The sequence below is a fragment of the Blastococcus sp. SYSU DS0510 genome (assembly GCF_054050835.1).
Genome location: NZ_JBJHAC010000017.1, coordinates 53,493 through 74,931 on the forward strand (window position 1 = coordinate 53,493; position 21,439 = coordinate 74,931).

Annotated in this window: 23 protein-coding genes; 4 read left to right on the forward strand and 19 right to left on the reverse strand. The window is 72.8% G+C overall.

Annotated elements, in window-relative coordinates; all coding sequences use genetic code 11:
* Position 1: 1 nt before the first annotated feature.
* From ACI79P_RS14675 to ACI79P_RS14735, 13 genes are all read right to left on the reverse strand, one after another.
* Complete coding sequence (locus ACI79P_RS14675) at positions 2 to 364, reverse strand: chaperone modulator CbpM (RefSeq protein ID WP_456581783.1); 363 nt, start codon at positions 362 to 364, stop codon at positions 2 to 4.
* Entirely contained in the window at positions 361 to 1,395 is a 1,035-nt protein-coding gene (locus tag ACI79P_RS14680) for a DnaJ C-terminal domain-containing protein (protein ID WP_456581784.1), read from the reverse strand. The genes ACI79P_RS14675 and ACI79P_RS14680 overlap by 4 nt, the downstream gene beginning before the upstream one ends.
* Positions 1,395 to 2,015 (reverse strand): nucleotide exchange factor GrpE, encoded by a 621-nt coding sequence (locus ACI79P_RS14685; protein WP_456581785.1) that lies wholly within the window; start codon positions 2,013 to 2,015, stop codon positions 1,395 to 1,397. The genes ACI79P_RS14680 and ACI79P_RS14685 overlap by 1 nt, the downstream gene beginning before the upstream one ends.
* Positions 2,016 to 2,025: 10 nt before the next feature.
* Positions 2,026 to 3,912: a molecular chaperone DnaK gene (gene dnaK, locus ACI79P_RS14690; RefSeq protein WP_456581786.1), complete on the reverse strand. Its 1,887-nt coding sequence runs from the start codon at positions 3,910 to 3,912 to the stop codon at positions 2,026 to 2,028.
* An 87-nt stretch (positions 3,913 to 3,999) separates the two neighbouring features.
* Entirely contained in the window at positions 4,000 to 4,389 is a 390-nt protein-coding gene (locus tag ACI79P_RS14695) for a hypothetical protein (RefSeq protein WP_456581787.1), read from the reverse strand.
* A gap of 151 nt (positions 4,390 to 4,540) precedes the next feature.
* Positions 4,541 to 5,020, reverse strand: a complete 480-nt coding sequence (locus ACI79P_RS14700; protein ID WP_456581788.1) for an Hsp20/alpha crystallin family protein — start codon at positions 5,018 to 5,020, stop codon at positions 4,541 to 4,543.
* Between the two features lie 277 nt (positions 5,021 to 5,297).
* Positions 5,298 to 5,771 carry a Dps family protein gene (locus ACI79P_RS14705; protein ID WP_456581789.1) on the reverse strand — a complete coding sequence of 158 codons (474 nt, stop codon included), beginning with the start codon at positions 5,769 to 5,771 and terminating at the stop codon, positions 5,298 to 5,300.
* Positions 5,772 to 5,916: 145 nt separating this feature from the next.
* Entirely contained in the window at positions 5,917 to 6,300 is a 384-nt protein-coding gene (locus ACI79P_RS14710) for a DUF2267 domain-containing protein (RefSeq protein WP_456581790.1), read from the reverse strand.
* Positions 6,301 to 6,373: 73 nt separating this feature from the next.
* Entirely contained in the window at positions 6,374 to 6,664 is a 291-nt protein-coding gene (locus tag ACI79P_RS14715; RefSeq protein ID WP_456581791.1) for a glutaredoxin family protein, read from the reverse strand.
* A gap of 51 nt (positions 6,665 to 6,715) precedes the next feature.
* A complete protein-coding gene (locus ACI79P_RS14720) occupies positions 6,716 to 7,441 on the reverse strand; it encodes a peroxiredoxin (protein ID WP_456581792.1) in 726 nt (241 codons plus the stop codon).
* A 208-nt stretch (positions 7,442 to 7,649) separates the two neighbouring features.
* Entirely contained in the window at positions 7,650 to 8,093 is a 444-nt protein-coding gene (locus tag ACI79P_RS14725; protein WP_456581793.1) for an Hsp20/alpha crystallin family protein, read from the reverse strand.
* Between the two features lie 268 nt (positions 8,094 to 8,361).
* Positions 8,362 to 10,491 (reverse strand): ATP-dependent zinc metalloprotease FtsH, encoded by a 2,130-nt coding sequence (ftsH, locus tag ACI79P_RS14730; RefSeq protein ID WP_456581794.1) that lies wholly within the window; start codon positions 10,489 to 10,491, stop codon positions 8,362 to 8,364.
* Positions 10,492 to 10,814: 323 nt separating this feature from the next.
* Positions 10,815 to 11,171, reverse strand: coding sequence for a sigma factor (locus ACI79P_RS14735; RefSeq protein ID WP_456581795.1), 357 nt, complete (start codon positions 11,169 to 11,171; stop codon positions 10,815 to 10,817).
* Positions 11,172 to 11,470: 299 nt separating this feature from the next.
* On the opposite strand from ACI79P_RS14735, the gene ACI79P_RS14740 reads away from it, so the two are divergent.
* A complete protein-coding gene (locus ACI79P_RS14740) occupies positions 11,471 to 12,070 on the forward strand; it encodes an NADPH-dependent FMN reductase (RefSeq protein WP_456581796.1) in 600 nt (199 codons plus the stop codon).
* Complete coding sequence (locus ACI79P_RS14745; RefSeq protein ID WP_456581797.1) at positions 12,067 to 12,495, forward strand: TIGR03618 family F420-dependent PPOX class oxidoreductase; 429 nt, start codon at positions 12,067 to 12,069, stop codon at positions 12,493 to 12,495. Before ACI79P_RS14740 ends, ACI79P_RS14745 begins: the two co-directional genes overlap by 4 nt.
* Positions 12,496 to 12,869: 374 nt before the next feature.
* Here ACI79P_RS14745 and ACI79P_RS14750 read toward each other — a convergent pair whose 3' ends face one another.
* Complete coding sequence (locus tag ACI79P_RS14750) at positions 12,870 to 13,919, reverse strand: S1C family serine protease (protein ID WP_456581798.1); 1,050 nt, start codon at positions 13,917 to 13,919, stop codon at positions 12,870 to 12,872.
* A 488-nt stretch (positions 13,920 to 14,407) separates the two neighbouring features.
* Here ACI79P_RS14750 and ACI79P_RS14755 point away from each other — a divergent pair, with 488 nt between their 5' ends.
* Positions 14,408 to 16,093: a ribonuclease J gene (locus ACI79P_RS14755; RefSeq protein WP_456581799.1), complete on the forward strand. Its 1,686-nt coding sequence runs from the start codon at positions 14,408 to 14,410 to the stop codon at positions 16,091 to 16,093.
* Positions 16,094 to 16,166: 73 nt separating this feature from the next.
* Positions 16,167 to 17,141: an ADP-ribosylglycohydrolase family protein gene (locus tag ACI79P_RS14760; RefSeq protein WP_456581800.1), complete on the forward strand. Its 975-nt coding sequence runs from the start codon at positions 16,167 to 16,169 to the stop codon at positions 17,139 to 17,141.
* An 8-nt stretch (positions 17,142 to 17,149) separates the two neighbouring features.
* Here the strand turns inward: ACI79P_RS14760 and ACI79P_RS14765 are convergent, their stop codons facing one another.
* From ACI79P_RS14765 to pgi, 5 genes are all read right to left on the reverse strand, one after another.
* The gene (locus tag ACI79P_RS14765; RefSeq protein ID WP_456581801.1) at positions 17,150 to 17,767 is read right to left on the reverse strand and encodes a hypothetical protein; all 618 of its coding nucleotides are present in this window, start codon (positions 17,765 to 17,767) and stop codon (positions 17,150 to 17,152) included.
* 84 nt (positions 17,768 to 17,851) lie between these two features.
* Positions 17,852 to 18,058: a hypothetical protein gene (locus tag ACI79P_RS14770; RefSeq protein ID WP_456581802.1), complete on the reverse strand. Its 207-nt coding sequence runs from the start codon at positions 18,056 to 18,058 to the stop codon at positions 17,852 to 17,854.
* Complete coding sequence (locus ACI79P_RS14775) at positions 18,055 to 18,426, reverse strand: hypothetical protein (RefSeq protein WP_456581803.1); 372 nt, start codon at positions 18,424 to 18,426, stop codon at positions 18,055 to 18,057. Before ACI79P_RS14775 ends, ACI79P_RS14770 begins: the two co-directional genes overlap by 4 nt.
* 108 nt (positions 18,427 to 18,534) lie before the next feature.
* Complete coding sequence (locus ACI79P_RS14780) at positions 18,535 to 19,446, reverse strand: hypothetical protein (protein WP_456581804.1); 912 nt, start codon at positions 19,444 to 19,446, stop codon at positions 18,535 to 18,537.
* 197 nt (positions 19,447 to 19,643) lie between these two features.
* A complete protein-coding gene (pgi, locus tag ACI79P_RS14785) occupies positions 19,644 to 21,275 on the reverse strand; it encodes a glucose-6-phosphate isomerase (protein WP_456581805.1) in 1,632 nt (543 codons plus the stop codon).
* Positions 21,276 to 21,439 lie beyond the last annotated feature (164 nt).

Consider the following 21,439-nt stretch of genomic DNA (forward strand, 5'->3'; position numbering starts at 1 on the left):
GTCAGCCTCCGATGATCGTCCGTGTCGTGGTCTGGTCTGCTGTGATGCGCCGGGTCGTTGCGCCGGCCGGCAGCCCGGCACGCCGCAGCACGGCCTGCAGCTCCTCGATGCGGTCCAGCAGATCGAGGACCAGGCCGACGGCGGCGTAGTTGATCGAGAAGCCGGCTCGCAGCCGCTGGATCCGCGCGACCGTCGCCAGCTCCGCCGGCGCGAGCCAGAGCCGGCCGCCCGCGTCGCGCTCGGCCTCCAGGAGGCCGAGCGCGACCAGCCGGCGCACCAGCTCCGGGTGCAGCCGTGCCTGGGTCGCGAAGGAGTTCAGCTCGAGGAGAGGTGCCCGGCTGCGGCGCACGAGGGTGTAGGTCATGACCGCCTCCTGGCCTGCTTGCGTGCGTCGAAGGTGGAGGCCGCGGCCAGCTCGGAGAACAGCTTCCGCTCGGCTTCGGTCAGCCGGTGCGGCACCACGATCCGCGCCTCCGCGTAGAGGTTCCCGGCTTCCCCGCGGGGGTTGGGCAGCCCCCGGCCGCGCAGCCGCAGCCGCCGCCCGCTGGAGGTACCTGCCGGCACCTTGACCTTCGCCTCCCCGCCCGGGGTCTCGATGGCGACCGACGTGCCCAGCGCCGCCTCCCACGGGGCCAGGGGCAGGTCGACGTAGAGGTCGCGACCGTCCACCCGGTAACGCGGGTGCGGGGCCAGCCGCACCACCAGGTACAGGTCGCCGTTGGGCGCGCCGCCGCTGCCGGCTCCACCCTGCCCGGTCAGCCGGATCCGCTGCCCGTCGGTCACGCCGGCCGGGATGTTGACCTCGAGCGTGCGAGGCCCCTCGGGACCGGACAGCGTGAGCGACTGGCGGCCGCCGCGGACAGCGTCCTCGACGCTCAGCTGCAGCTCAGCTTCCTGGTCGGCGCCGGCCACCTGTCCCCAGCCACGCCGGGCCCGGCCGGCACCACGGGCGCCGGTCGCCCGACCGCCGAACATGCCACCGAACAGGTCGTCGAGGTCGATGCCCTCACCGAAGTCCCCGGAGCCGAAGCCGGTACCGCCGACCCAGACCTGCTCGCCGTCGGCGCCGCCGGGCCAGCCCGACGACCGACCCGGTCCGGAGCGGGCACCGGCCCCGGCGGTCGCGCCGGCGCGGGCCCGACGCCAGGTCTCGGTGTCCACGCCCTCGGGGACCTGGCGGAAATCCGGGCCGAAGGCGTCGTAGCGTCGCCGGGTCTCCGGGTCGGAGAGGACGTCGTAGGCCTCGGAGACCTCCTTGAACTTCTCCTCCGCTCCAGGGTCCTTGTTGACGTCGGGGTGGTACTGGCGAGCCAGCTTGCGGTAGGCGCGCTGGATCTCCTCGGCGCCGGCGCCGCGAGGGACCCCGAGCGCGGCGTAGTAGTCACGGTCGGCCATCACCGCGCTCCCGCATCCCGTCGATCGCCGCTACCGGTGTCGTCGTGCCCGCCCGTGGTGGGACCGGCGGCGACGACCACGGCCGCCGGACGCAGCTGCTGCTCCCCCTCCCCGTAGCCCGGGCGCACCACCTCCAGCACCGTGCCGGCCGGCGCGGCGTGGGTCGGGGTGGCGGCCACTGCCTCGTGCCGCGCGGGGTCGAAGGTCGTGCCCACGTCGTCGCGGCGCGGGAAGCCCAGCCCCGACAGCACGGCGAGCGCCTGGTCGCGGACACCGCGGACGCCGTCGATGATCGACGCCGGGCTGGCGGTGGCGTGCGCCAGGGCCAGCTCCAGGTGATCGACCACCGGCAGCCATGCGGCGGCGACCTGCGCCCGCTCCCGGGCGCGCTGGGTGGCGGACTCGCGCTCGTAGCGCTTGCGGAGGTTGTCCAGGTCGGCCAGCGCCCGCCGCCACCGGTCCTCCAGCTCCGCCACCTGCCGCTCGAGGTCGGTGACCTGTTCCTGCAACTCGCTCACCCGCGAGCCCGGGTCGCCGTCCTGCGGCCCGGCGCCGGCGGTAGCGCCGGGCGCGGAGGCGGACGGGTCGGGCCTGGCCGGGCGAATGTCCTGCTCGGCCATCGTTCTCACCTCACTCGTTGACGACCTCGGCATCGATCACGTCGTCGTCATCCGACCGGGCGGACGGCCGTCCGGCGCCCGAGGCGGGGCCGCTGCCAGCGGAGGACCCGGCGGCCATGCCGTGGAAGACCTGCTGGAGCTCACCGGTCAGCGAGCGCAGCCGGTCGATCGGCTCCGCCTCGTCCTTGACCGCCTGGCGGGCATCGGCGACGAGCATCTCCGCCCGCGCCTTCTCGTGCACCGGCACCGACTCGCCGAGCTCGGCCAGCCGCCGCTCCACCTGGTACGCCGTGGAGTCGAGGGTGTTGCGGGCCTCGACCAGCTCCCTCAGCCGGGCGTCCTCGGCGGAGTGCTGCTGGGCGTCGGCCACCATCCGCTCCACCTCGGCCTTGTCCAGGTTGGAGGACTCGCTGATGGTGATCTGCTGCTGCTTGCCGGTGTCCTTGTCCCGGGCCGTGACGTTGAGGATGCCGTTGGCGTCGATGTCGAAGGTGACCTCGACCTGCGGCACTCCGCGCGGCGCGGGACGGATGTCCTCCAGCCGGAACCGGCCCAGCACGCGGTTGTCGCTGGCCCGCTCGCGCTCGCCCTGCAGCACGACGACGTCGACGGCGGGCTGGTTGTCCTCGGCCGTGGAGAAGACCTCCGAGCGGCGGGCCGGGATCGTGGTGTTGCGCTCGATGACCTTCGTCATCACGCCGCCCATCGTCTCCACGCCCAGGGACAGCGGGGTGACGTCGAGCAGCAGGACGTCCTTGACCTCGCCCTTGATCACCGCGGCCTGCAGCGCGGCGCCCAGCGCCACCACCTCGTCGGGGTTGACCGACATGTTGGGGTCCTTGCCGCCGGTGAGCCGGCGCACCAGGTTCTGCACCGCGGGGATCCGGGTCGAGCCGCCGACCAGGATGACCTCGTCGATGTCGTCCGCGGTCACCTTGGCGTCGGTCATCGCCTGCTGCACCGGCCCCATGCACCGCTCCACCAGGTCGGCGGTGACCTTCTCGAACGTCGACCGCATCAGCGTGGTGTTCAGGTGCTTGGGACCGTTGGCGTCGGCGGTGATGAAGGGCAGGTTGACCGTGGTCTGGGTGACCGAGGACAGCTCCACCTTGGCCTTCTCCGCCGCCTCGAACAACCGCTGCAGCGCTTGCGGGTCCTTGCGCAGGTCGATGCCTTCGGCCCGCTGGAAGTCCTCGGCCAGGTGGTCGACGATCCGCCGGTCGAAGTCATCGCCACCCAGGTGCCCGTCACCGGCGGTGGCGCGGACCTCCACGACACCGTCACCCACGTCGAGCAGGCTCACGTCGAAGGTGCCGCCGCCGAGGTCGAACACCATCACGGTCTCGTTCTTCTTCTTGTCCAGGCCGTAGGCCAGCGCCGCCGCGGTGGGCTCGTTGACGATCCGCAGCACGTCCAGCCCGGCGATCCGCCCGGCATCACGGGTGGCCTGCCGCTGGGCGTCGTTGAAGTACGCCGGCACGGTGATCACCGCCTCGGTGATCTTCTCGCCCAGGTACTTCGAGGCGTCGTCGACGAGCTTGCGCAGCACCTGCGCGGAGATCTCCTCGGGCGCGTACCGCTTGCCTCGGACGTCGAAGCGCACCGCACCCTCGGGGCCGGGGACGACGTCGAAGGTGACCGCGTCCTTCTCGCTGGCCACCTCCTCGTAGCGACGGCCGATGAACCGCTTGGCCGAGGAGATGGTGCCCTTGGAGTTCAGGATCGCCTGCCGGCGGGCCATCTGCCCGACCAGCCGCTCACCGGAGTCGGTGAACGCCACCACGGACGGGGTCGTGCGGGACCCTTCGGCGTTGGCGATGACAGCGGGCTTGCCGGCCTCGGTGACCGCGATCACCGAGTTGGTGGTGCCCAGGTCGATACCGACCGCCTTGGCCATCTCAACCTCCTGTCGTGCTCATGAGGAAGCCACGTGTGTGAGTTCGTCAGGAAAATGCGGGGAGGGCAGCGCCGCACAAGTGCGAGGTCACGGCTCCGCGCTGGGCACGCCGGGTGCCGACTCTCCGAACACGAGCTGCTCACCGGAGAGCAGCGGCGCATGCCGGCGAGCCGCCTGCCGGTCGGCGTCCACGCGCTGACGCGGACGGTCAGGGTCCGGCCGGCCGGCCGTCGGCTCTGCCAGCGGGACCGGGCGCACCGCGACGAGCTGGAAGTGGATCCAGGTCGCCCCGCAGCGCGGACACATGAGGGACCCGGGCGCCGTCGGGGCCGGCACGGGAACACCGTCGAGGGAGTAGTACTCCCACGTCAGACCGTGCCCGTCTTCGACGTGCTGGATGTCGTAGTCAGCAGTCCAGCTGTGCCCGCATCCGGCGCACGCGAAGCGGTAGCGCTCCACCGCGAACTCCTTGAGCACCGTGGGTCACCCCTTCTGCCCTACCTGTCGCTCCCTGTCCGTCGTCGCTCCGGCGGCGTGGTGACGAGCCACCGGATCCCTCTGCCCGGCTGCCGGGCGCAGCGGACGGCGCGCCCTCCTCGGGATGGCGCACCGTCCGCTGCGCCACCGATCAGCTCCGTCGGCCACCCTCGCCGGCGGGCTGTGCGTTGCCGGCCGACAGCTGCTGCTGCGCGCTGCCTCCGGTCTGGACCTCGATCCGGCGCGGCTGGGCCGCCTCGGCCATCGGGATGGTCAGCGTCAGCACGCCGTTGTCGTAGGTGGCGTGCACCTTCGTGGTGTCCAGGGCGTCACCGACCTGGAGCTGCCGGGTGAAGGTGCCCTGCGGGCGCTCGGCGAGCAGCACGTTGTGGCCCTCGTCGTACTCCGCGCTGCGGTTGGCGCGGATGGTCAGCACGTTCCGCTCGCAGGTGATCTCGACGCTGCCCGGGTCGATACCCGGCAGGTCCAGGGCGACGTGATAGCCGTCATCGGCCTGCCAGACATCCATCGGCATGCCCATCGGCGTCCGCCGGCCCGAGACCAGTTGGCTGGTCAGACGGTCGAGACCCCGGAAGGGGTCCCCGAACGGCTCGAAGCGCATCACGCTCATGGGTCTCTCCTTCCTGACGGTGTGTCGTGTGCAGTTCTTCCAGCAGTCGTGCGCCCTCCTCGGTGCCGCTCCGCCGGCTGCGTAGCCCGTCGCCGGGACCCCGGGAGGTCCCGCCCATGGCCACTGCCAGTGGAGGGCGCACCCGCCTCCTACCCAAACCTACAGTCGTCGATACATATTTCCTCTATCAGCGGGATCCACACCTGCGGTCGTCGGATCCCGGCGACATCGAGATCGGCCGGCCCCTGCAACGGCCTGCCGATCGCTGTCGTCAGCCTCAGCGGGACTGGTTCTCCGCCTGCCACATCCAGTAGTGCTTCTCCAGAGCGGCGGTGATGTCGATCAGCAGATCCTGAGTCACCTGGTCGTCCCGGGTCGCCTCGATGCGGTCCCGCATGCGGGCGACCATCTGGGCGAAGACGTCGACGAAGAAGTCGATCGCATCCTCGGCCCGGATCCACTCCACGGGGGGCTGCGGGACGCGGCTCTGCTGCCCGAGCGCCTCGACGCGGCCGTCGGGAAGGACGCCGATGGCCGCGGCGCGCTCTGCCACGACGTCGGTGTGGTGCCGGGCCGTGTCTACGACGTCGTCGAGCTGCAGGTGGATGCTGCGGAAGGTGCGTCCCACGAGGGTCCAGTGGACCTGCTTGGCGATCAGGCTGAGGTCGGTGAGGTCGACCAGGGCTTCCTGGAGCGCCTCACCGGCGACTTTCTGGATGTTCTCGGGAAGGGGGCTCGTGATCGGTGCCACCTCGGATACCTCCTCAGTGCGACGTACTCGGATGTCGACGTGCCGGCCGCGGGTCACCGCTCCGCGGCCGGGGTGGCGGCGACCGGAGCCGCCGTGCCGTGCGGTCCGGCCACCGTGATCGTTCCGGCGATGGTCGTAGCGGCGGTCAGGCGAGGTCCGCCTTGCCGAACAGCGGGGCGAAGCCGGCGGGGAGCTGGGTCAGGATCTGGTTGAGCTCCCCACCGCTGACCGCCTCGGCCAGGGTGGCGAGGACCGCGCCGGCGTCCCAGCGGGCGGTCTCCTCGGTGGCTGACAGCTCCTGGGCCACCCGCCGGAGGAACTCCTCCACCCCGAACGCCTCCTGCGGCCGGGCTGTCAGGACGGCGTCCTTCAGCTCGGCCGGCAGCTGGGCAGCCAGATCCTTGCGTTCGCCGTCGACCAGTCGCTGGCTCAGCAGGCCGAGCACAGCCCGGGTCGTGCGGTCGGCCTCGGATCGGTCGGCATACTCGCCGCGCTCGCGAACCTCGGCGAGGAAGTCGTCGTACCGCATGGCGCTCCTTTCTCGCGGTGAGCTCGGACGGTGCACTGCGGGCCATGAGTCGGGGCAGACCCGCCCCGGTGACTCAGAGCAGGCCGTGTCGCCTCAGCGCCCACTGCAGCTGCCGCGGAGTCGGCTGTTCCAGCCACTCCCCCGCGACGTCGACCACGGGGTTGCGCAGGTCGCCCCCGGCCATCCACCGCAGTCGCCGCTGCATCTCCGGGTGCAGTTCCAGGTCGATGTACCGGTAGGGCACCGCAGCCCGGTCGAGCAGTCGGCGGGTCATCTGGGTGATGCCGCACCACCGGTTGCCGTACACGGTGACCGGCGCTGCCGGGATGGTCGGGGGAACGCCGGTCATGACGGGAGCCGTCATCTCGCCACCTCCCTTCTTCGATTCGGTCGGCCGATCGGACTCGGGCCGCGCTCAGGCCGCCGGCTGTTGGCCGGCCATCTGGTCGAGCGCGGCAAAGACGTCATAGATGTCGGGCAGGTGCTCGACCCGCGCTGACACGTCGACATAGCGGATCACCCCATCGGCATCCACCACGTACAGCGCACGATCGCTGAAGCCGTCGGACTCCCGCCAGACCCCGTACCGTCGGGCGACATCTCCCTTCGGGTGGAAGTCGGACAGCAGGGGGAACGTGATCCCCCGCACGGCGGCCCAGGCGCCGTGGCTGTAGATCGAGTCGACGGATACGCCGATCGGCGTCGCCCCGCGTGCCTCGAACTCCGCGAGCTCCTGCTCGTAGAGCTCCAGCTGGCGACTGCATCCAGGGCTCCAGTCGAGCGGATAGAAGACCAGGACCACCGACCGGCCCCGGAAGTCCGACAAGCTGACCGGCCGGCCATCGGCGTCCGGCAGCGTGAATTCCGGCGCCACGGTCCCCACGGGCAGGCCGGTCGACTCCGCAGCTCCGGTCATCGGAGGTGCGGTCAGGTAGAGGTCTGCCACGTCCTGCAGCGTGGTGCCCGATGCAGACTGCTCCGGTGGCGGGGCCTGCCGGGCCACCTCCTGCACGATCGCGTGCAGGACCGAGAGCGCCTCGCCGACCGGCGACTCATCGAGCCGGTCGCCGAGTGCGGCGAAGCGCTCCTCGAGTTGCTGGAGGCGCGTGGGCGCCACGGACTTCGCAGGGGAGGACGTCATCGCATCACACCTCTTCGCGACGAAGGACCACAGGAACGATCGACCGCCGGGTCGGCGCGCGCTACGTCGCCGACCTGGGCCGCGTGCGACGGCCGCCAAGACGGTGGTGGGGGTCGTCCGGGACGTCCCCACCGCACTCGCGGCCCCCGGGCGGCGGCGCGCGGCCGGGGACCCTGCGGGCGCTCCGTCGAGGCAGCCGGCCGGCAGGTCAGCTGCTGATCTGGATGCGTCGAGGCTTGGCCTGCGCGGCCTTGGGCACGCGCACGGTCAGCACGCCGTCGTCCAGGCGGGCCTGCACCTCGTCGGAGTCGACCTCGGTGGGGAGGGTGACGGCGTAGGAGAACCGCCCCACCCGACGGGTCCGCCGGCGCAGGACCCCGGCGCGCTCCTTCTCCTTCAACTCGCCGGAGACGGTGAGCTGGCGGTCGTCGAGCTGGATGTCGATGTCGTCGCGCTTCACGCCGGGCAGGTCGATCTCGACGACATAGGCGTCGTCGGTCTCCTCCACATCGGCCAGCGGAGCCCAGCCCTGCAGGCCACCGTCGACGCCGGCCTCCCACAGGGAGTTGACGCGGTCGGTGAGCTCGTCCAGCTCACGGAAGGGATCCCAGCCGGCGACTGCACGGGGCCGTGGACGGACAGGCAGTGTCATCTGAGTAGCCTCCTCTCGAACCGGGAGATGTGGACGGCGACTACGCGGTACTCGTATCGCCACCCCGTCAAACCTACAGCCGTTGCTGTAGATTCCCAGGAGGTCGGTCGAGGATCCGGCGCGCGGATGCCGGGCGCGCCAGGGGTCCGAGGGCCCCGAGCCAGGGCGGCCCACCACCGCGCCACCCGGGGCCCGACCTCACGGCCAGGACCGGCACGTCGCCGCCTCGGCGGGAGGGGCGGGACCAGCCGGCTGCGCCGGCCCAGCCTCATCCGGAACCGGAAGGCCCGTCGCCGATCAGCGGGAGGGCGGTGGCCCCGGCAGGGCGCCACGTGGTCTCCGCGGGAGAACGCTCGGGCAGGCCCGCGGCCGCGTATGCCTCGTCGGCGTCGAGGGTCTCGGCGGCCAGGAGCGCCCGCGCGAGGCGTTCCAGCCGGTCACGGTGCCCGGCCAGGGTGTCGCGGGCCTGGGCGTAGCACTCGTCGAGGATGCGGCGGACCTCGGCGTCGACCAGCTCCCGGGTAGCGGGCGCGGGCCCGTTCCCGTCCAGGCCCACCTGCTGTTCCGTACGGGGATCGGGCAGGACGGAGACGGGCCCCACGGCCTCGGACATGCCCCAGCGGCCGACCATCTGCCGGGCGATCTTCGTGGCCTGTTCCAGGTCGTTCTCCGCACCGGTCGTGATGTCGCCGTAGACGAGATCCTCCGCCGCGCGCCCTCCGAGGGCGCCGATGATCCGGCCCTGCAGGTAGCGGCGGCCGTAGCCGTGGCGGTCCGTCTCCGGGCTCTGCAAGGTGACCCCGAGCGCCATCCCCCGGGGGATGATCGAGATCTTGCGGACCGGGTCGGCGCCCGGCGTCAGCATGCCCAGCAGCGCGTGACCGGACTCGTGGTAGGCGGTGCGCTCACGCTCCTCCGGGGTGAGCAGGATCTTGCGTTCGGCGCCGAGGACGATCTTCTCCAGGGCGTCGGTGAAGTCGGCCATCCGCACCCGGTCGTGGTCGCGGCGGGCGGCCAGGAGCGCCGCCTCGTTGACCAGGTTGCGGAGGTCGGCGCCCACCATCCCCGGGGTGACCGAGGCCAGCCCGGCGAGGTCGACGTCATCGGCCAGCGGCACCCCTCGCGTGTGCACCGCCAGGATCTGCTGGCGGCCGCTGGTGTCGGGCGGGTTGACCGTCACCCGCCGGTCGAACCGGCCGGCCCGCAACAGGGCCGGATCCAGGATCTCGGGGCGGTTGGTCGCCGCCATGACGACCACACCCTCGCTGCCGTCGAACCCGTCCATCTCGGTCAGGATCTGGTTGAGCGTCTGCTCCCGTTCGTCGTGGCCGCCGACGGTGACCCCGCCGCCCCGCGCCCGACCGACCGCGTCGAGCTCGTCGATGAAGATGATCGCCGGGGCCTCCCTCTTCGCCTGCTCGAACAGGTCCCGCACCCGGCTGGCGCCCACACCCACGATCATCTCGATGAACTCCGCGGCCGAGACGGAGAAGAAGGGCACGCCGGCCTCGCCGGCCACCGCCCGGGCCAGGAGGGTCTTGCCGGTGCCGGGTGGTCCGGCGAGCAGGACCCCGTTGGGCACCGTGGCGCCCAGCCGCCGGTAGCGGTCCGGGTTCTTCAGGAAGTCGACGATCTCCCTGACCTCGTCCTCGACGTCATCGATGCCCGCCACGTCCTCGAACGTGGTCCGCGGCCCGCTCTCCGGGCTGTAGCGGCGGGCCTTCGACCTGCCCAGGCCCAGTCCTGCCCCGAAACCGGCGCCGGCGGCCGAGCGGCGGGCCAGCCACACCAGCAGGGCCACCAGCAGGATCGTCGGGCCGAAACCGAACAGCAGCTGCTGCCACACCGGCACCCGGTCCGGCGGCTCCGCGTTCACCGTCACGTCCTCGCGCAGCAGCAGGTCCATGAGCCCGTCGTCGGCGAAGGACGGCCGCTGCGTGGAGAACAGCGTCGCGCTCCTCGACTGGTCGCCCGGCGCAGCCGGCGGCTCCTGGGTGCCGGCATCCTGTCCCCCCTGGTCCTCGAGGGGGTACGTGACCTCCTGCTCGAACCTCCCCGCGATCGTGTCGCCGATCGTGGTGACCTCGGCCACGTTGCCCGCCTCGACCTGGTCCCGGAAGAACGTGTACGGGACCTCGAGGCGCTGCGGTGGCGCGAGCAGCAGGCCCGACACCACCCAGTTCAGAGCCAGCAATGCGGCCAGCACGAGCCAGAACCGGCTGCCGCCCGGCTTGCGCCAACTCGCCGCCCACCGATCCGACTCGGTATCGGGGCGCTCCCCCTCCACCCGCCAGGGGGGCCGCCATCGCGGGTTCGTGTCAGGGCCCTGCGGGGTGCCCTCGCGCCGATCGACCGCGGGGCCTCGGTCGGCGAGAGCCCGCTCCTCCCGGGCGGTCATCGTCGTGCCTCCTCTCCGTCCTGCGCCGGCCTCCGTGCTCAGCTCACCCCGTCCCGGTCCGCCCCCGGACGGACAGTGCCCGAGCCGGTCACGTGACCGTGTTGCCTGCCGGAGTGCCCGGCGAACACGCCTCCTGCAGGATGCTCCCGCGACGAAGAGCTCGGGAGACCGCGCGGCACGACGTCCTGACACACCACACGCGGGCCGGCCCCGGGCCGGGCGGTCAGCCCCGCAGCGCTGTCAGCGCCCACCCGCCTCGCCGCACCGGGCACTGCCGGAGGCATCGGCTCCCGACTCCGGCGGGGGGTCCGGGACGGCGTGCTCTACGCGGACACCCTGACCAACGGATAGGCCGTGCCGGCGCCCCGTGGTGCAGAGTCCCCGTCGACGTCCACGGCCTGGTCGACGACCCTCAGGGCCCGCAGCGCGGTTCCCCACCAGGTCTCAGCGCCCACGACTCGCATCCGGCACCGGGCCGAGCGCCCCTCGTCGAAGCGATCGAGGCTCTGCCAGGCACGCAGCAGCGTCTCCTGCACCGCATCCTCGGCCTCGAATCCCGAGCCCAGCATGCGGTAGCAGTACCCGACCAGCTCCCGCCGGTGCGGCTCGAACCAAGCAGCCTCCGACGCCGGTGCATCTGCCTGTGCACCCAGCGGCCCTACCGGTACCAGTTCACCCATCCCCGCTCACGGCCTCCGCTCCTGACGGCACGAGAACCTACGGGCTCCGCGCCAGGGGTCGCCACGACTCCGGTCCTGGCGACCCAGCGTCCCCGGTCGGGGGCTTGTCGCCCGGGCCTCGATGACGGCTCGAGTAGCACCTCCGTCGTCAGGTGCCTCAGTCGTGCCGCCAGGGGCCCGACGTCCGGGGTCGCGGCCTCCGTCACCGCGCGGCTGGTCCGTACCCGCCGCGGGTCACGCCGCCGGGGGAGCCGGTCGGGACGTGGCGGAACAGTCATTTCGTGGCGCGACGTTGAACGATGCGCTTCCACAAGGCGAAGGAGGTGTCCCTCATGCTGCGTTCCCCGTTGCGCGTTGCGGTCCTCATTGGTAGCGACCGGCCCGGGCGGTTCGCACCGACGGTCGCCGACTGGGTGCTCAACCATGTCCGTTCGCGCGCGGACATCGACCTCGACCTGATCGACCTCGCCGAGACCCCGCTGCCGCCTCACCACGAGTGGCAGCATCCCGCCGCGGTACAGCTGCGCGGCCGGATCGGTGCCGCCGACGCCTTCCTGGTCATCACGCCGGAGTACAACCACGGCTATCCCGCCGTGCTGAAACACGCCGTCGACCTCGCCTACCACGAGTGGTTCACCAAACCGGTGGCCTTCGTCTCCTACGGCGGCGTCGCCGGAGGACTGCGCGCCGTCGAACAGCTCCGCCAGGTCTTCGCCGAGCTCCATGCGGTCACCATCCGCGACACCGTCAGCTTCGCAGGCCCCGAGAGCGCGTTCGACGCAGCCGGGACGCCGACCGACCCCGACGCCGAACCCGCGCTCGAGGTGCTGCTCGACCGACTGGCTTGGTGGGGCACCGCGCTCCGCGAGGCCCGGGCGAAGGAGGTGTACGCGGCGTGAGCACGGAACCAGTGCTCCGGGACCTCACACCCGCCGAAACGACGGCCTTCCTGGACAGCGGCACGCTGACCGCGGTCGTGGCGACGCTGCGTCCGGACGGACGCCCGCACGCCGCCCCGGTCGGGTTCGTGACCGACGGCGATGACCTGCTCTTCCTGACCGGTACGGGCACCGTCAAAGCCGGCAACCTCCGTCGCGACGCACGCGTCGCGGTGGTCGTCGCCGAGAACGGGCCGCCCTACCGGTTCGTCCTCGTCGAGGGAGCCGCGCAGTTCGTGGACGAGCCGCGCCTGCGCGACGACGTCGCCCGCCGGACCTGGCGCCGCTACGTGGGTGCCCAACCCGCAGACGACGCTGCTGCGCCCCCGGGTGACGTGCTCGTCCGGGTCCGACCGGACCGACTCATAGCGCGCACCCACGGCTGATCGGCGCCATGGCGCCGTCCACCGCCGTCTCCGGAGGGCAGCTGGTGGTGGACGGCGCGTTCGGTCCTCGACGGCGCCGCCGGCCGCTCCGTGCGCAAATCCGGTGGACCAGTCCGACCACCCCGGCTGGTCGGGCACTCAGGGCGCGCTGACGGGTTCCCGACCGCGGCGCCCGCGCCGGTGCCCCACGGCCTCGGCGACGCAGCCCAACCAGACCCCGGCGCCGGCCAGGTAACAGAAAGGAGGTGACGACGAGGTCGGGCGAGCCTGGACCGGCCGGGATGGCGGTGGATGCGCCACCACGAGGTCTTCGACGATTGGGTACGCCACCGCCAGCAAACGCCGACAGGACCTCGGTAGCGGAGCGCGATGCCCTATCCGCCGGGGCCGGGCCGCGCGGTGAGGACCACGTCGACGTCGCGCTCCTGTCCGTCCGGCGAGCGGACCGTCACCGCGACCCTGTCTCCGGGATCGCGGGCGCGCAGCGCCGCCAGCACGTCCTCGGGGGCGGTGGTGGGCGATCCGTCGACGGCGACGACCAGGTCCCCGGGCGCGATCCCCGCCTGCGCCGCGGGACTGCCCGGCACCACGGCCGCGACGATCACGGCGTCCGTTCCCGGGACACCGAACTGCTCGGCGATCTGCGGGGTGAGCGGGGCCGGAGCGATCCCCAGGAAGGCGTGCTCCGCCTGCCCGTCCTCCCGCAACTGCTCCACCACGTCGGTCACGGTGGCCGACGGGATCGCGAACCCCAGGGACACCGCCCCGGCTTGCGGAGGGATGTACGCCTCGTTGATCCCGATGACCTCGCCGTCGCCGTCCACCAGCGCGCCGCCGCTGTTCCCGGGGCTGATCGCCGCGTCGGTCTGGATGAGGTCTACCAGCGCCTGGGTCCGGCCCGCACTGCCGGGGATCTCCCGTTGCAGCCCGGAGACAACCCCCGCGGTCACCGTGCTCTCGAAGCCGAGCGGGCTGCCGATCGCGATCACGAGCTCCCCGATCTGAGGCAGCTCTGACTGGAACCGGGCCGCGGGGAGGTCACCGCGGTCCGAGCGGACGAGCGCGAGGTCGGTGACGACGTCGGTGGCCATCACCGTGCCGGGTGCGCGCTGACCGTCGGCGAACGCGACCTCCACCGTCGTCGCTCCACGCACCACGTGCTCGTTCGTGACGATCAGCCCATCCTCGTCGTACACGACCCCGCTCCCGTTGCCGGTGGCGGTCAGGATGGTCACCACGCTGGGCTGCACCCGCGCCGCCACCTCGGGCACGACCGCGAGCGTGCCGGCCTGACCGGCGGGTGCCACGGGGGTGGCACCGCCGCCCGCAACCTCGGCGGGCGTGCCCGTCGGTCCGGTGCAGCCGGCGCCGACGACCGCCGCCACCATCAGGAGCCAGGGAACCCGCCGGCTCCGCCTCGCCATGTCCTCGCACCTCCTCGCCTGCCGGCGCGCCGGAGGGCCCGCCGCCGCGGCGTCGGCGAACGGGGGTGCCACCCTCCGCCCCGACGTCACGGCGGACCGGTGGGGAGCAACACCGCTCCGCGCCTGCGCCTCTACGGATGCACCGACAAGGATCGCCGATGCGCCGGCGGCAGGAAAGCCCACCCCGAGGAGGACGGCGGGACGGACACCACCACGGTCGTACCCCCGCAGGTGCCGTCCCCGGCGGGGCGCCAGCGGGGACGGGAGGTCCCGCCGGGTGCGCCGCCCGGCGCCGACCGACGCGGTGACAGCGGCTGTTCCGGCGAGCCCGGAACGCCGTCGAGGCGTCGGCCGGAAGGTCACGCTCGCCCGGTGCCTGGAGGGCGTGACGGGAGCCGAGCGGCGGGCGCGAGAGGTGTGGGGCGCCGTCGCGGGACCTCGTGCCCGACCGTGCACGCCCGCCGACGGGTCTCCCGTAGCGTGAAGGTATGAGCCACGCACACCCTGAGCTGCGCCCGCCTCGGCCGCTACCCGACGGAGGGCTGCGGGTGGTGGCCCTGGGTGGTCTCGGTGAGATCGGCCGGAACATGACCGTGCTGGAGCACGCCGGTCGCCTGCTGATCGTCGACTGCGGGGTGCTCTTCCCCGAGGAGCACCAGCCCGGGGTCGACGTGATCCTCCCGGACTTCACCGCCATCCGGGACCGCCTGGACGACGTCGAGGCGCTCGTGCTGACCCACGGGCACGAGGACCACATCGGGGGCGTGCCGTACCTCCTGCGGGAGCGTCCCGACATCCCCGTGGTCGGCTCGCGGCTCACCCTCGCGTTCATCGAGGCCAAGCTCAAGGAGCACCGGATCCGGCCGGTCACCCTGCAGGTGAGCGAGGGCGACCGGGCCGCGTTCGGCCCCTTCGACTGCGAGTTCGTCGCCGTCAACCACTCCATCCCCGACGGGCTCGCCGTCGCCATCCGCACCGGCGCCGGCCTGGTCGTGCACACCGGCGACTTCAAGATGGACCAGTTCCCGCTGGACCGGCGGATCACCGACCTGCGCGCGTTCGCCCGGCTGGGCGAGGAGGGCGTGGACCTCTTCCTCACCGACTCCACCAACGCCGACGTCCCCGGCTTCACCACGTCCGAGGCCGAGCTCACCCCGGCCATCGAGACGGTGTTCCGGACCGCGCCCCGCCGGGTCATCGTGTCGAGCTTCGCCAGCCACGTGCACCGCATCCAGCAGGTCCTCGACGCCGCGCACGCCCACGGCCGCAAGGTCGCCTTCGTCGGCCGCTCCATGGTCCGCAACATGGGCATCGCCAAGGACCTCGGCTACCTCACCGTGCCGCCCGGCCTCCTGGTGGACATGAAGGAGCTCGAGAAGCTGCCGCCCGAGAAGGTCTGCCTGATCTGCACCGGGTCGCAGGGCGAACCCATGGCGGCCCTGTCCCGCATGGCCAACCGCGACCACGTCATCCGCATCGCCGACGGTGACACCGTGCTGCTGGCCAGCTCTCTCATCCCCGGCAACGAGAACGCCGTCTACCGGATCATCAACGAGCTGACCCGGTGGGGCGCCAATGTGGTGCACAAGGGCAACGCCAAGGTGCACGTCTCCGGGCACGCCAGCGCCGGCGAGCTCTCCTACGTCTACAACCTGGTCAAGCCGCGCAACGTCATGCCCGTGCACGGCGAGTGGCGGCACCTGAAGGCCAACGCCGAGATCGCCATCCGCACCGGCGTGCACCCGCGTGGTGTGGTCATCGCCGAGGACGGCGTCGCCGTCGACCTCCACGAGGGCAAGGTGCGGATCGCCGGCAAGGTCCCCGCCGGCTACGTCTACGTCGACGGCACGGACGTCGGTGGCGCCACCGAGGCGCACCTCCGCGACCGGCGCACCCTGGCCCAGGAAGGCGTCATCACGGTCGTGGCGATCGTCGACGCCGACACGGGCCGGCTCGCCGAGGAGCCCGACTTCCTGGCCCGCGGCTTCGTCCACGACGAGACGACGTTCGACGGCGTCGTCCCGCTGATCGAGAAGGCGCTGGCCAAGGCCGCCGAGGAGGGCGTCGGAGGAGCCGTCCAGCTCGAGCAGCTGATCGCCCGGGCCGTGGGCCGCTGGGCGGACAAGGCCTACCGGCGCAGCCCGCTGGTCATCCCGATCGTCATCGACGCGTAGGAGGACCCACCCGGGCAGGCGGTGGCGGTCCGTCAGCCCGGTCACCCGTGGTCAGGACCCGGAGGATCACCCGATGCCAGAACCCTCTCGAGCGGACGTCGTGCGCGCGCCCTGGGACGACCGGGTCAGCGGCCTGCTGATGGGCGGGGCGATCGGGGACGCCCTCGGTGCGCCGTTCGAAGGCTCCCGTTCCGTGCGTCAGGACGAGTTCCGCCGGTTGCTCACCTCCGAGGAGGCGTTGCGCTGGACCGACGACACCGCGCTGCAGGTGGCCCTCGCCGACCACCTCGCCGGCCTCGAGGACGACGCCGTCGACCAGGACCGCCTCGCCCTGGCCTTCGCCCGGACCTGGGAGGAGGAGCCGTGGCGCGGGTACGGCGCCAATCCCCCGCGCATCTTCGCCGCCGTGCTGGCCGGTGACGACTGGCGCGCGGTCGCCCGGGAGTCCTTCGACGGCCTCGGCTCCCTGGGCAACGGCGGCGCGATGCGGGCCGCGCCGGTGGGCACGCTGAGCGGTGGGCCGGCTCGGGTGGCGCAGGTCGCGAGGCGCAGTGCGGAGATCACCCACGCCCATCCCGTCGGCCAGGACGGCGCCGTCGCGATCGCGCTCGCGGTCCACCACCTGCTCGCCGCTCCCCCCGGGAACCCACCGCCGGTCGACGAGGTGCTGGAGTTCTGCAGCCGCCACCTGCCGACCCCCGAGTTCCAGCGCGTCCTGGCCGCCGTTGCGGCAGCGGCCCGGTCGACCGACCCGGAGGAGGCGGCGAGGGCGACCGGGAACGGCATCACGGCGCACGAGGCCGTGGGCGCGGCGCTCTGCGCGGCGCTCCCCCGGCTGCCGGACCCGGTGGCTGCCATCACCTTCGCCGTGCGGATGGGCGGGGACACCGACACCATCGCGGCCATGGCCGGGTCCGTCGCCGGCGCCTACGCCGGCGCGCGGGCGATCCCCGAGCACCTGCTCGGCCGCCTCGAGGGCCGCGGACGCATCGGTGACGTGGCCCGGCGGCTGGCCGCCCGCGGCGGCGGTCCGGTCGCCGCGGGTTGACCCACTCCTCAGCGGAACGGCCGGTGTCGCGGGCTGCTCGCCGTCCACAGCAGGTTGATGTGGGCCAGCACCGCCTGGTACGCCGCTTCTTCGGTATACGTCAGCACGGAGGGCTCCTCCCGGCGCTGGAGGACGAGGAGCCGGGCGGCGAGCATCCGCGCGGCCGGTACCGGGCAGGGCGCGAGCAGCCCCGCCAACCCGGCCAGCCGGGCCACGAGGTCGCCCGCATCGGCCCGCGACTCGTCGGGGACGCCGACGCCCGCGTAGCTGGTCACCAGGTCGCGCAGCGGCGCGGGAAGAGCCGGATGCCCGAGCACCCGGGCGGTGAGGGACAGCGCCTCCACGTCGAGCGCCGGCAGCTGCAGCGGCCTGAGGACCGTGTGCGGATCACGGCGGCCTGGTCCGTAGACGCAGGCGGCGCCGGCGGGACGGCACTGCGTCGATTCCACCAGGTAGAGCAGTCGCCTGACGGACTGCAGCGTGCCGTGGGCGACGAGCATCCCGGGCAGCGAGAGCGCGCTGCGCGCGCCCACCTGTTCGTCGCTCCAGGTCCGGACGTCCGCGAGCAGGTCGGCCAGGAGTTCCAGAGGTCGTGACAGTTCACCGCGCACGTCGGGGAGCAGCACGCCGTGTCCACCGCGAGCCGGCCCCGGGAGACGTGGGCTCATCGAGGGCCGCCGGCCTTGCCCGGTCGAGCCACCGTGGTGACCTCAGGCCTCGACGGGCAGGTCCGGCAGGTACGGCCAGATGCCCCGGGGGCTGGTGAAGGTCCGCGACGGGAGTTCTCCGAGCATGATGAGGACCTCGGGTCCGGCGCCCTTCGCCGCCGCTGCCGCACGCATCTCCTCCGTGGTGATCGGCCCCTGGTCGAAGGCGTCCTGGACGTAGTCGAGGATCCGCCGCCGGGTGAGCATCATCGCTTCCTCCCTCGCGCCGGCAGGCCGCTGGAGCAGGACGGCTGGGCGGTGACCGCTCGTGGGCGGTACTCCGCGGGGAGCGGGCCGCCGGCGCGGTCGGAGCGCAGCAGCGCCTCGGCGTCGCAGACGGCGCAGCAGTGGGTCCGCGTCCAGCCGGCGACAGACGTCTCCCTGCCGCGGGACCGCTGGGCGAGCACCTGGGGCCGGAGGACCAGGTCGGTGCCGTGGCAGGTGGCGCAGCGCAGCCGCTGGTCGCGCAGGAACGACACACCGCAGGATCCGCAGGCGACGCGGATGCCGTCGACGCCTCGGTCGCCGATCAGGTTCTCCGCCTCCCCGCAGTGCGGGCACTCGACGTGCAAGGGCATGGTCGTCCTCCTCCGTGCAGGCGAGCCGCGCTCCACGGGCAGCGATCCTCGCGGCATCAACTCTACTCTCACGTGAGGGTCGGGCTCACGTCGAAGCGGGCACGCGGCTCAGCAGGGATCCGGGTCGTCGAACAGCGTCGGCGTCACCCGGTGGAAGTCCAGGACCAGCGGGATGGTGCGCTGGGCGAAGCTCCGGTACAGCTCCGCCTGCCGGAGGTCGAGTCGGACCTCGCCGGCCGCATCCGACCTCAGCAGCGACCTCAGCTCCAGCGTCGCCCGGTCGGCGGGCATGTCCAGCAACGCCAGCACTCGCGCCAGATCCCCCACCAGGGCGTCCGGCGTCGCCACCGCTGCCGCGGCCACGCGGAGGAGGATGCGCCGAGCGGCATCGCCGGCCTCGCCCACCGGCGGCGACGCCAGGGCGGCCGACAACTCCATCAGGGCGGCCTGCAGGACGCCGAGCGCGTCCGCGGGTGGATCCACGACGTGGAGACCCACGAGCCTCCACCGGCCGTTCGCGGCCGCGACGGCCCGCGAGGAGCCGGGGGGCGGGATCGCCCGCCTCGCCGTCCGGTACGCCGCCAGGACGGTTCGACCTTCCGACAGCGGAGCGGGCATGCACCGGGCCATCGCGGTATCGGCGACGGCCAGCGCGAGCGGCCGGAGGAGGCGGCGCTCCACGCGATCCAGGAGTGCGTACAGGTCCGGGTCGTCCGGCAGCAGGCCCGCCGGGGCAGCCGACCGCACCCCCCCGCCCGTCGCACCGCTCGCGTGGCCCGGCGAGCGTTCGGGACGGTCCGCCGACCGGCGGGCCCAGACGTCGGCCACGATCTCGAGGTCGCCGAGGATCCGCGCCAACGCCTCCTCGGCACGGGGATCGATCCGGGCACCGGCCGGCACCTCCGCGCCGGCCGCGTCGTCGGCCAGTCGGCTGCGCCACCGGCGCACGAGCCCCTCGGCCTCCCCGCGCATCTCCTCGTAACGACTGGCCGCTCGTTGCCGGAAGGCAGGTTCGTCCATGGGCCTCTCCCGTCAGGTTCGGAGGCGCCGCGATCCACGACCGATCAGCTCGGTCGGCGCCGACCCTAACCTTACGTTAGAGTCGAGTGATCGGAGCAGGTCACCGCCGCCGGACGGCAGCGGTCTCCTCCTGGGCCCCCGGGGCGGTCGCTGCTGCGCGCGCGGCCGCCCCGGGTCACCACCGAACCAGGCGGTCGTCAGGCCGGCCGGCCCCGCATCCGCCGGTACTCCGCCACCAGCGCCGCCGTGGACGCGTCCTGCTCCACCGCGACCGGCTCCCGGCTGGTCAGCGCGGGTGCCAGCTCGCGGGCCATCACCTTGCCCAGCTCGACCCCCCACTGGTCGAAGGAGTCGATCTGCCAGATCACACCCTGGGTGAAGACGACGTGCTCGTAGAGGGCCACGAGCTGCCCCAGGGTGGAGGGGGTCAGTCGCGGGGCGAGGATGACCGTGCTGGGCCGGTTGCCGGGCATCACCTTGTGCGGCACCAGCGAGGACGGCGTGCCGTCGGCGGCCACCTCTTCGGCGGTGCGGCCGAAGGCGAGCGCCGCCGACTGGGCGAACATGTTCGCCATCAGCAGGTCGTGCATCTCGCCGATGTCGTGGCTCGGTTCGCCGAAGCCGATGAAGTCGGCGGGGACCAGCGTCGTCCCCTGGTGCAGCAGCTGGTGGAAGGCGTGCTGGCCGTTCGTCCCCGGCTCGCCCCAGTAGACCTCACCGGTCGCGGTGTCGACCGGCTGCCCGTCCGCGCGCACGGACTTGCCGTTGCTCTCCATCGTCAGCTGCTGCAGGTAGGCCGGCAGCCGGGACAGGTACTGGCTGTAGGGCAGGACGGCGTGGCTCTGGGCGTCGAAGAAGTCGCGGTACCAGACGTTGAGCAGGCCCAGCAGCACCGGGACGTTGGCCTCCAGCGGAGCGGTGCGGAAGTGCTCGTCGACGGAGTGGAAGCCGGCGAGCATCTCGTCGTACGCCTGCGGGCCGATCGCCACCATCAGGGACAGGCCGATGGCGGAGGTGAAGGAGTACCGCCCGCCGACCCAGTCCCAGAACTCGAACATGTTCGCCGGGTCGATGCCGAACTCGCGCACGGCCTCGGTGTTCGTCGACACGGCCACGAAGTGCTTGGCGACCGCGGCGTCGTCTGCACCCAGCCCGCGGAGCAGCCAGTCACGGGCGACCGTGGCGTTGGTCAGCGTCTCCAACGTCGTGAAGGTCTTGGAGCTGACGACGACCAGGGTTTCCGCGGGGTCCAGGTCCCGGGTGGCCTCGGCGAAGTCGGTGGGGTCGATGTTGGAGACGAAGCGGACGGCCAGATCCCGGTCGGCGAAGGCCCGCAGCGCGGTGTACGCCATCGCCGGGCCGAGGTCGGAGCCGCCGATCCCGATGTTGACCACCGCCCGGATCGGCCGCCCGGTGTGCCCTCGCCACTCCCCCGAGCGCACGCGCTCGGCGAACCCGCGCATCCGGGCCAGCACCTCGTGCACGTCCCGCACGACGTGCTGGCCGTCGACCACCATGTCCTCGTCCGCCGGCATGCGGAGCGCGACGTGCAGCACGGCGCGGTCCTCGGTGGTGTTGACGTGCTCGCCACGGAACATCGCCGCGATCCGCTCGGGCAGCCCGGCGCGCTCGCCGAGAGCGATCAGCAACCGCAGCGTCTCGTCGGTGACGCGGTGCTTGGACCAGTCGACGTGCAGGTCGCCGACGCGGCCGGTCAGCCGCCGGCCGCGGCCGGGATCGTCGGCGAAGAGGTCGCGGAGGTGGGTGGCGGCGAGCTCCCGGTGGTGCTCGGTGAGCGCACGCCACTCGGCTGTCGCGGTGATGTCCATGCTGACTCCTGCTCCTCAGGACGACGTGGGTGGTGCGGTCGTGGTGCCCGCCGTCGCGTCGGGTGACGCCATCGCACGACCGGCTCACCGCGTCGGCTGCTGCCGCGGCCTCACCGGATCGGCGTCGCGCACCCCCTCCGGCGGGGCCGGCACCGGTTGCATGC

Bases quoted from the DNA above. Each gene is read 5' to 3' on its own strand.
- ACI79P_RS14675 (WP_456581783.1), bottom strand. From the start codon at position 364: ATGACCTACACCCTCGTGCGCCGCAGCCGGGCACCTCTCCTCGAGCTG.
- ACI79P_RS14680 (WP_456581784.1), bottom strand. From the start codon at position 1,395: ATGGCCGACCGTGACTACTACGCCGCGCTCGGGGTCCCTCGCGGCGCC.
- ACI79P_RS14685 (WP_456581785.1), bottom strand. From the start codon at position 2,015: ATGGCCGAGCAGGACATTCGCCCGGCCAGGCCCGACCCGTCCGCCTCC.
- dnaK (WP_456581786.1), bottom strand. From the start codon at position 3,912: ATGGCCAAGGCGGTCGGTATCGACCTGGGCACCACCAACTCGGTGATC.
- ACI79P_RS14700 (WP_456581788.1), bottom strand. From the start codon at position 5,020: ATGAGCGTGATGCGCTTCGAGCCGTTCGGGGACCCCTTCCGGGGTCTC.
- ACI79P_RS14710 (WP_456581790.1), bottom strand. From the start codon at position 6,300: ATGCGGTACGACGACTTCCTCGCCGAGGTTCGCGAGCGCGGCGAGTAT.
- ACI79P_RS14715 (WP_456581791.1), bottom strand. From the start codon at position 6,664: ATGACGGCTCCCGTCATGACCGGCGTTCCCCCGACCATCCCGGCAGCG.
- ACI79P_RS14720 (WP_456581792.1), bottom strand. From the start codon at position 7,441: ATGACGTCCTCCCCTGCGAAGTCCGTGGCGCCCACGCGCCTCCAGCAA.
- ACI79P_RS14725 (WP_456581793.1), bottom strand. From the start codon at position 8,093: ATGACACTGCCTGTCCGTCCACGGCCCCGTGCAGTCGCCGGCTGGGAT.
- ftsH (WP_456581794.1), bottom strand. From the start codon at position 10,491: ATGACCGCCCGGGAGGAGCGGGCTCTCGCCGACCGAGGCCCCGCGGTC.
- ACI79P_RS14735 (WP_456581795.1), bottom strand. From the start codon at position 11,171: ATGGGTGAACTGGTACCGGTAGGGCCGCTGGGTGCACAGGCAGATGCA.
- ACI79P_RS14740 (WP_456581796.1), top strand. From the start codon at position 11,471: ATGCGCTTCCACAAGGCGAAGGAGGTGTCCCTCATGCTGCGTTCCCCG.
- ACI79P_RS14750 (WP_456581798.1), bottom strand. From the start codon at position 13,919: ATGGCGAGGCGGAGCCGGCGGGTTCCCTGGCTCCTGATGGTGGCGGCG.
- ACI79P_RS14755 (WP_456581799.1), top strand. From the start codon at position 14,408: ATGAGCCACGCACACCCTGAGCTGCGCCCGCCTCGGCCGCTACCCGAC.
- ACI79P_RS14760 (WP_456581800.1), top strand. From the start codon at position 16,167: ATGCCAGAACCCTCTCGAGCGGACGTCGTGCGCGCGCCCTGGGACGAC.
- ACI79P_RS14770 (WP_456581802.1), bottom strand. From the start codon at position 18,058: ATGATGCTCACCCGGCGGCGGATCCTCGACTACGTCCAGGACGCCTTC.
- ACI79P_RS14775 (WP_456581803.1), bottom strand. From the start codon at position 18,426: ATGCCCTTGCACGTCGAGTGCCCGCACTGCGGGGAGGCGGAGAACCTG.
- ACI79P_RS14780 (WP_456581804.1), bottom strand. From the start codon at position 19,446: ATGGACGAACCTGCCTTCCGGCAACGAGCGGCCAGTCGTTACGAGGAG.
- pgi (WP_456581805.1), bottom strand. From the start codon at position 21,275: ATGGACATCACCGCGACAGCCGAGTGGCGTGCGCTCACCGAGCACCAC.